The organism is Stenotrophomonas sp. STEN022, assembly GCF_056760155.1.
This window is the reverse complement of record NZ_JBRREG010000033.1, coordinates 36,601-43,647: the sequence shown is the minus strand read 5'-3', so window position 1 is coordinate 43,647 and position 7,047 is coordinate 36,601. Positions and strand designations below refer to the sequence as shown.

The following is a 7,047-nucleotide window of genomic DNA, read 5'->3' as shown; positions in this document are numbered from 1 at the left end:
ATCATTTTTTTTTGTTTTTTTTTTTTATTACCGCTTTTGCGTGGTTGCTGCCCTTATTTTTTTTGTGGTGGTCGGGCGTCTCCCCCCGCGCCCCGCCGGGCCCCCAACTACGGGGCTGTTCAGCCGTTTTCCTGCAGCGCCAGCTGCATGTCGCGCTGGCGCCGCTTGTCGGCGCGGGCCGAGATCCACCAACCCAGCACCGCGACCGTCGATACCGCCAGCACCATCAGCGTGGCCAGGGCGTTGATCTTCGGGCTCACGCCCATGCGCACCGAGGCGAAGATCTTCATCGGCAACGTGGTCGAGCTTGGGCCGGCGACGAAACTGGCGATCACCACGTCATCCAGCGACAAGGTGAACGCCAACAGCCAGCCGGACAGCAGCGCCGGGGCGATGATCGGCAAGGTGATCAGGAAAAACACCTTGAGCCGGTTCGCCCCCAGGTCCATCGCCGCTTCTTCCAGCGAACGGTCCAGCTCCTGCAGGCGCGAAGACACCACCACCGTCACGAAGGAAATGGTGAAGGTCACATGCGCGATCCAGATCGCCACCACCCCCTTGGATGGCAGGCCGAACAGGCCTCCCATCGATACCAGCATCAGCAGGATCGACAGGCCGATGATCACTTCCGGCATCACCAGTGGCGCGGTCACCAATGCACCAAAGATGGTCTTGCTGGGGAAGCGCTTGAAGCGGGTCATCGCCATCGCCGCCATGGTGCCGATCACCATCGAAGCCGAGGCGGTCCAGAACGCGATCTTGATGCTGATCCAGGCCGCCTGCAGCAACTGGCGATCACGGAACAACTCGCCGTACCACTGCGTGGAGAAGCCGGCCCATACCGTCGCCAGCCGCGAGGAGTTGAACGAGTACACCATCAACAACAGAATCGGCAGGTACAGGAACGCAAAGCCGAGCAGCAGGATGCTCCAACCCAACCAGGAACTACGCCGGGTCATGCTCATGCCAGCTTCCCTTCCAGCTCACGCTGCTGCGAACGGTTGAAGATGATGATGGGGATCAACAACAGGATCAGCATCACGATCGCCACCGCCGAGGCCAGCGGCCAGTCGCGGTTGTTGAAGAACTCGCCCCACAGCACGCGGCCGATCATCAAGGTATCCGGACCACCAAGCATTTCCGGGATCACGAATTCACCCACCGCCGGGATCATCACCAGCATGCAGCCGGCGATGATGCCGCTGCGCGACAGCGGCAAGGTGATCCGCAGGAAGGCCTGCCAAGGCTTGGCACCCAAGTCATAGGCTGCCTCCAACAAGCGGTGGTCGAGCTTGACCAGGTTGGCGTACAGCGGCAGCACCATGAACGGCAGGTAGCAGTAGACGATGCCAACGTAGGCCGCGAACGGGGTGTAGAGCATGCGCAGCGGCTCGTCGATCACACCGATGCTCATCAAGGTCCGATTGATCAGGCCATTGCTGTCGAGGATGCCGATCCAGGCATAGACGCGGATCAGGAACGAGGTCCACGACGGCAGCACCACCAGCATCATCGCGATGTTGCGCGCCGACGGCGACATGCGCGAGATCACGTAGGCCATCGGGTAGCCGATCAACAAGGTCAGCAACGTGGAGATCACCGCGATCTTGATCGAACTCAGGTAGGCCACTATGTACTGGCTGTCGGTGAACAGCGCGGTGTAGTTGCCCAGGTTGAGATTGACCGTGAACGCGCTGTCCACGTATTCCACGATGGAGGTATATGGCGGCATCGCCACCGCCATCTTGGCGAAGGATATCTTCAACACGATCAGGAATGGGATCGCGAAGAACAGCAACAGCCACAGGTACGGCACGCCGATCACACCCGCGCGTGCACCCGGCAGCCACCGCCGCCAACCGCTGGTGAGTGGACTGGTCGCGCTCATGAGGTCAGCACCACGCCGTCGTTGTCGTCCCAGGACACCCAGACTTCGTCGTTCCAGGTGATGCCGTCGCTGTCCCAACGCTTCATGTTGGCAAAGTTGGACAGGATCTTGGCACCACTGGGCAGGCGCACGTGGTAGACCGAGTGACTGCCGAAATAGGCGATGTCCTCGACCACGCCGAAGGCCTTGTTGGTGTCGCCCTCGGGCTCTTCCTTGGCGATATGCACCTTCTCCGGACGCAGCGCAAACGCCACCGGCTGGCCTTCGTAGCCGGTGATGCCGTGGCCGACGTAGATCGGCGCCGGGAAGTCGGCGGTACGCACGGTGACGTACTCGGGCAGATCCTCGTCGATCACCCCTTCGAAGGAATTCACCGAGCCGATGAAGCTGGCGACGAAGCGGTTGGCCGGTTGCTCGTAGATGTCGTCCGGCTTGCCGATCTGCTGGATCCAGCCCTGGTCCATCACCGCGATGCGGGTGGCCATGGTCATGGCTTCTTCCTGGTCGTGGGTGACCATCACGCAGGTCACGCCGAGCTGCTCGATGATATTGACCAGCTCCAGCTGCATCTTCGAGCGCAGCTTCTTGTCCAGCGCGCCCATCGGCTCGTCCAGCAACAGCAGCTTGGGGCTCTTGGCCAGCGAGCGCGCCAGCGCTACACGCTGCTGCTGGCCGCCGGACAGCTGGTGCGGCTTGCGCTTGCCCAGCTTCTGCAGCTGCACCAACTCCAGCATCTCGCCGACGCGGCGGGCGATGGCGTCCTTGGCCATGCCGTCCTGCTTGAGGCCGAAGGCGATGTTCTGCTCCACCGTCATGTGCGGGAACAGCGCATAGGACTGGAACATCATGTTGATCGGCCGCTCGTACGGCGGCAGCGCGGTAATCGGCTGGCCGTCGAGCAGGATCGAGCCCTTGGTCGGGGTTTCAAAGCCGGCCAGACAGCGCAGCAGGGTGGACTTGCCGCTGCCCGAACCGCCCAACAGGGCAAAGATCTCGCCCTTGCGCACGTCCAGGTTGACGTCGTCGACGGCGACAAAGCCATCGAATTCCTTGCGCAGATCACGGATGGACAGGTAGCCGGGCTCGCTGTTCAAAGCGATGGCCTCTGGCTTGGCGTCAACGGGCATGTAGGGCTCCGGAAGCAGGCAGATGAACAAACGCGCGTAGTGTAGCCCCCTGATTTTGCGGGCGACACCGCTGGCTGTGGCGGTTGGAGCGCCCTTCCCTTTTGGCGCAGGGTCGGGAGGGGGTGGCTTTTGCTCCGGCTCGAGGATCCGCAGTGGCAGTTGCCAGAGCTGCAAAGCACCCCTCCCCAACCCTCCCCTTGGCTATGCAAAAGGGAGGGAGACAAGCCAAGCCGCAGCCTGCACACCCCTCGGTAGTGCCGAGCCATGCTCGGCAGGGCCGCTGTGGGAGCGGCGTCAGCCGCAAAGCTGATAGTGCGTGAACACGCCAAGAGCTTATCCCTCCCCCAACCCTCCCCTTGGCTGCGCCAAAGGGAGGGAGCCAAGCGCCGGCTCCGCCATCTCCGCTGGCAACCGACACCCCGCGAACGCCACAAACAACAACGCCCCCCTGCAGGAGGGAGGCGTTGTAACGATTCAGACGCTAAACCTGCCTGGAATCAACGACCAGTCTTAACCTCGGTCCACAGGCGGGTGTACAGCTTGTCCGTCTCGGGGCTGTTGATCGCATAGGTGAACATCTTGGCGGCCACGTCTTCGGCCGGGTAGATGGTCTTGTCGTCGCGGATGGCTGGATCAACCAGCGAGGTCGCCGACTTCACCGGGTTGGCGTAGTGGGTCACGTTGGTGTTCTTGGCCGCTACCTCCGGCTCCAGCAGGTAGTTGATGAAGGCATAGGCATTGCCCGGATGCTTGGCATCCTTGGGGATGGCCAGCATGTCGAACCACTGCGGCGCGCCTTCCTTCGGGATGGAGTAGGCAACTTCCACGCCGTTCTTGGCCTCTTCGGCGCGGTCACGGGCCTGGATGATGTCGCCCGACCAGCCGACCACCAGGCAGGTGCTGCCATTGGCCAGCGAACCGACGTACTGCGAGGAGTGGAAGTTCTGCACGTACGGACGGATCGACTTGAGCAGGTCCGCCGCCTTCTGCAGCACGGCCGGATCGGCGCTATGCGGGTCTTCGCCCAGGTAATGCAGGGCCACCGGGATCATGTCGGCCGGGGTGTCCAGCAGGGTCACGCCGCAATCCTTCATCTTGGCGATGTTTTCCGGCTTGAACACCAGGTCCCAGCTGTTGGCGATGTCGGCGCTGCCGCCGAAACGCTCTTTCAGCTTGGCCACGTTGTAGCCGATGCCAGTGCTGCCCATCATGTAGGGCACACCGTACTGGTTGCCCGGGTCCTGGCCAGCAATACGCTGCATCACCGCCGGGTCGAGGTTGGCCAGGTTCGGGATCTTGCTCTTGTCCAGCGGCAGGAACACACCGGCCTGGATCTGGCGGCCGAAGAAGTTCAGCGTCGGCACCACGATGTCGTAACCACTGTCGCCGGTCAGCAACTTGGTCTCGACCATCTCGTCGCTGTCGAACACGTCGTAGGTGACCTTGATGCCGGTCGACTTCTCGAAGTTCGGGATGGTGTCTTCGGCGATGTAATCCGAATAGTTATAGACATTGAGGACCTTGGCCTCGCCGCCTTCAGCGGGTTTGCCGCCAGTTTCCTTGCCGCCGCAGGCAGCAAGCAGGGAAATGGCGACACCAACGGTCAGAATGCGCAGATTCATGGGTTCTCCAGTGTGATCCGGGAGCGGTATGGGGGACCGGCCAAGCCGGGAGGTGGGCATATTGTCCCATCTGCGGCGGCTTCGTGTGTAGAAGATGGGTATAGGGCTTGTGGGAGCGGCGTGAGCTGCGAAGCCGGCAATGCTTGAATCGCTACAGCACAGCTACCCCTCCCCAGCCCTCCCCTTTGCTGCGCAAACGGGAGGGAGACAAGCCTCGCGATCAAACATTCAGCAACAGGAACTCGCGCTCCCAGGAGCTGATCACGCGGAAGAAGGTCTCGTATTCCTTGCGTTTGACCGAGACATAGGCGCGGCAGAAACGTCGCCCCAGCAACTCCTGCAGGGCTTCGCAACCCTCCAGCGCATCCAGCGACTCACCCAGCGAGCGCGGCAGTTCGTAGCCCAGCTCCTTGGCGTTGCCGCTGATCGGGGTGGTCGGCGTCAGCTTCTCGCGGATGCCCAGCAGGCCGCAGGCCAGCGTCGCCGCCATCGCCAGGTAGGGATTGGCGTCAGAGCCGGCAAAGCGGCTCTCCACTCGGTTGTTCTCCAGGCTGTCCATCGGCACACGCAGGCCGCAGGTACGGTTGTCGAAGCCCCACTCCACATTGCTCGGCGATACCTCGCCGAATACCAGCCGGCGATAGGAGTTCACGTTCGGGGCGAAGAAACCCATCGCCGCCGGCACGTATTTCTGCAAGCCAGCCAGGTAATTGTCGAAGGTTTCGCTGTACTCGCCTTCGGCGTGGCCGGCAAACACATTGCGGCCATCGGCAATGCGCACCAGGCTCTGGTGGATGTGCATGGCGCTGCCGGGTTCGGTCTCCATCGGCTTGGCCAGGAAGGTGGCATAGATGCCGTGACGCAGCGCCGCCTCGCGCATGGTGCGCTTGAACAGGAAGACCTGGTCGGCCAGCGACATCGCGTCGGAATGGGTGAAGTTGACCTCCAGCTGCGCGGCGCCGGATTCGTGGATCAAGGTATCCACGTCCAGCTTCATCGCATCGCAATAGTCGTACATCAGGTCGAGGATGGGATCGAATTCATTGACCGCATCGATCGAATACGACTGACGTGCCGTCTCCGGGCGACCGGAGCGGCCAGCAGGCGGCAGCAGCGGAAAATCCGGGTCGGTGTTCTTCTGCACCAGGAAGAACTCCACCTCCGGCGCAACCACCGGCTTCAGCCCAAGCTCCTCATACGCAGCCAAGACGCGCCGCAGCACATTGCGTGGTGCCAGCTCGTGCGGCTGGCCACTCTTGGTGTAGCAGTCGTGGATGATCTGCGCGGTGGGATCGGTCGCCCACGGCACCATCCGCACGGTGTCCGGGTCCGGACGCAGGATCATGTCCGCGTCGGCCGGCGAGGTCAGCTCGTAGTAGTCATCCGGGTAATCGCCGGTCACCGTGGTGGCGAAAATGCCCTCGGGCAGACGCGTTCCGTAGTCGTGCGAGAACTTGTCGGCCGGGATGATCTTGCCACGCGCATTGCCGGTGATATCCGGCACCAGGCATTCAACCTCGGTGATGTGCCGTTCCTTCAACCAGCGCAGCAACAGGCTTTCTTCCTGGACGGCGGTGGCGGTTTTACGACTGCGGGTGCGGGGGCGCGACGTCATGGGGAACCAACTTGTTTGTTTGACCGATAGCGGCGACAGGCCTCGCCGAAGGCTTGGAAAATACCCAGATAGAACGGATTTTCGGTAACCCGCCACTCCGGATGGAACTGCAGGCCGAGCAGGAACGATGGGCCGCTGCCACGAAACGCCTCAATCAGCCCATCCAGCGCACGGGCCTCAACCTGCAGGCCTTCGCCCAGCCGGGCAACGCCTTGCCCATGCACCGAGTTGACCATCACCTCGTTGCCGCCGGCAATCTCCGCCAGCAAACCACCAGGGCTCAGCTGCAGTGCATGCACCGGCCCATATTGCGCCTCCAACGATGACGCCGGGTTTTCACGATGATCAGCCAGCCCGGGCACCTCATGCACCTTGGGATGCAGGCTGCCGCCAAAGGCGACATTGACCTCCTGGAAACCACGGCAGATCGCCAGTATCGGCATGCCCAGCGCCAGTGCCTGCGGGATCAGCCCGAACACATTGGCATCGCGCGCCGGATCATGCGGATTGCCTGGCCAACTGTCACCGCCATCGTAGTGGTGCGGCTCGATATTGCTGGTTGCGCCAGTCAACAGCAGGCCATCCAGCGTCGCCAACCAAGCCTCGGCCGGCAGCGGCGGTTGCAGCAATGGCAACAGCAGTGGCGTGGCCTGCGCGCCATCGACAACCGCGCGCACGTACTTTTCACCAACGACAAGAAACGGATGGGACCCGATCGGTTTGCTGTCGGTAGGCAAGCCGACCAGCGGCAGGCTGGCCATGGGTAACGCTCATGAGACGTGCCAGCACGCTACC

Annotated in this window: 6 protein-coding genes; all 6 read right to left on the bottom strand. The window is 62.4% G+C overall.

Annotation, left to right across the window (positions count from 1 at the left end):
- Positions 1-119: 119 nt before the first annotated feature.
- Complete coding sequence (locus ACVOMF_RS09180) at positions 120-965, bottom strand: ABC transporter permease subunit (RefSeq protein ID WP_296253173.1); 846 nt, start codon at positions 963-965, stop codon at positions 120-122.
- Positions 962-1,888: an ABC transporter permease subunit gene (locus ACVOMF_RS09175; protein WP_481509005.1), complete on the bottom strand. Its 927-nt coding sequence runs from the start codon at positions 1,886-1,888 to the stop codon at positions 962-964. Before ACVOMF_RS09175 ends, ACVOMF_RS09180 begins: the two co-directional genes overlap by 4 nt.
- Positions 1,885-3,015, bottom strand: a complete 1,131-nt coding sequence (locus ACVOMF_RS09170; protein WP_481509004.1) for an ABC transporter ATP-binding protein — start codon at positions 3,013-3,015, stop codon at positions 1,885-1,887. The genes ACVOMF_RS09175 and ACVOMF_RS09170 overlap by 4 nt, the downstream gene beginning before the upstream one ends.
- A 497-nt stretch (positions 3,016-3,512) precedes the next feature.
- Complete coding sequence (locus ACVOMF_RS09165; protein ID WP_481509003.1) at positions 3,513-4,637, bottom strand: polyamine ABC transporter substrate-binding protein; 1,125 nt, start codon at positions 4,635-4,637, stop codon at positions 3,513-3,515.
- Between the two features lie 220 nt (positions 4,638-4,857).
- The gene (locus ACVOMF_RS09160; RefSeq protein WP_481509002.1) at positions 4,858-6,252 is read right to left on the bottom strand and encodes a glutamine synthetase family protein; all 1,395 of its coding nucleotides are present in this window, start codon (positions 6,250-6,252) and stop codon (positions 4,858-4,860) included.
- Positions 6,249-7,013, bottom strand: coding sequence for a gamma-glutamyl-gamma-aminobutyrate hydrolase family protein (locus ACVOMF_RS09155; protein WP_481509001.1), 765 nt, complete (start codon positions 7,011-7,013; stop codon positions 6,249-6,251). The genes ACVOMF_RS09160 and ACVOMF_RS09155 overlap by 4 nt, the downstream gene beginning before the upstream one ends.
- Between the last annotated feature and the right edge of the window lie 34 nt (positions 7,014-7,047).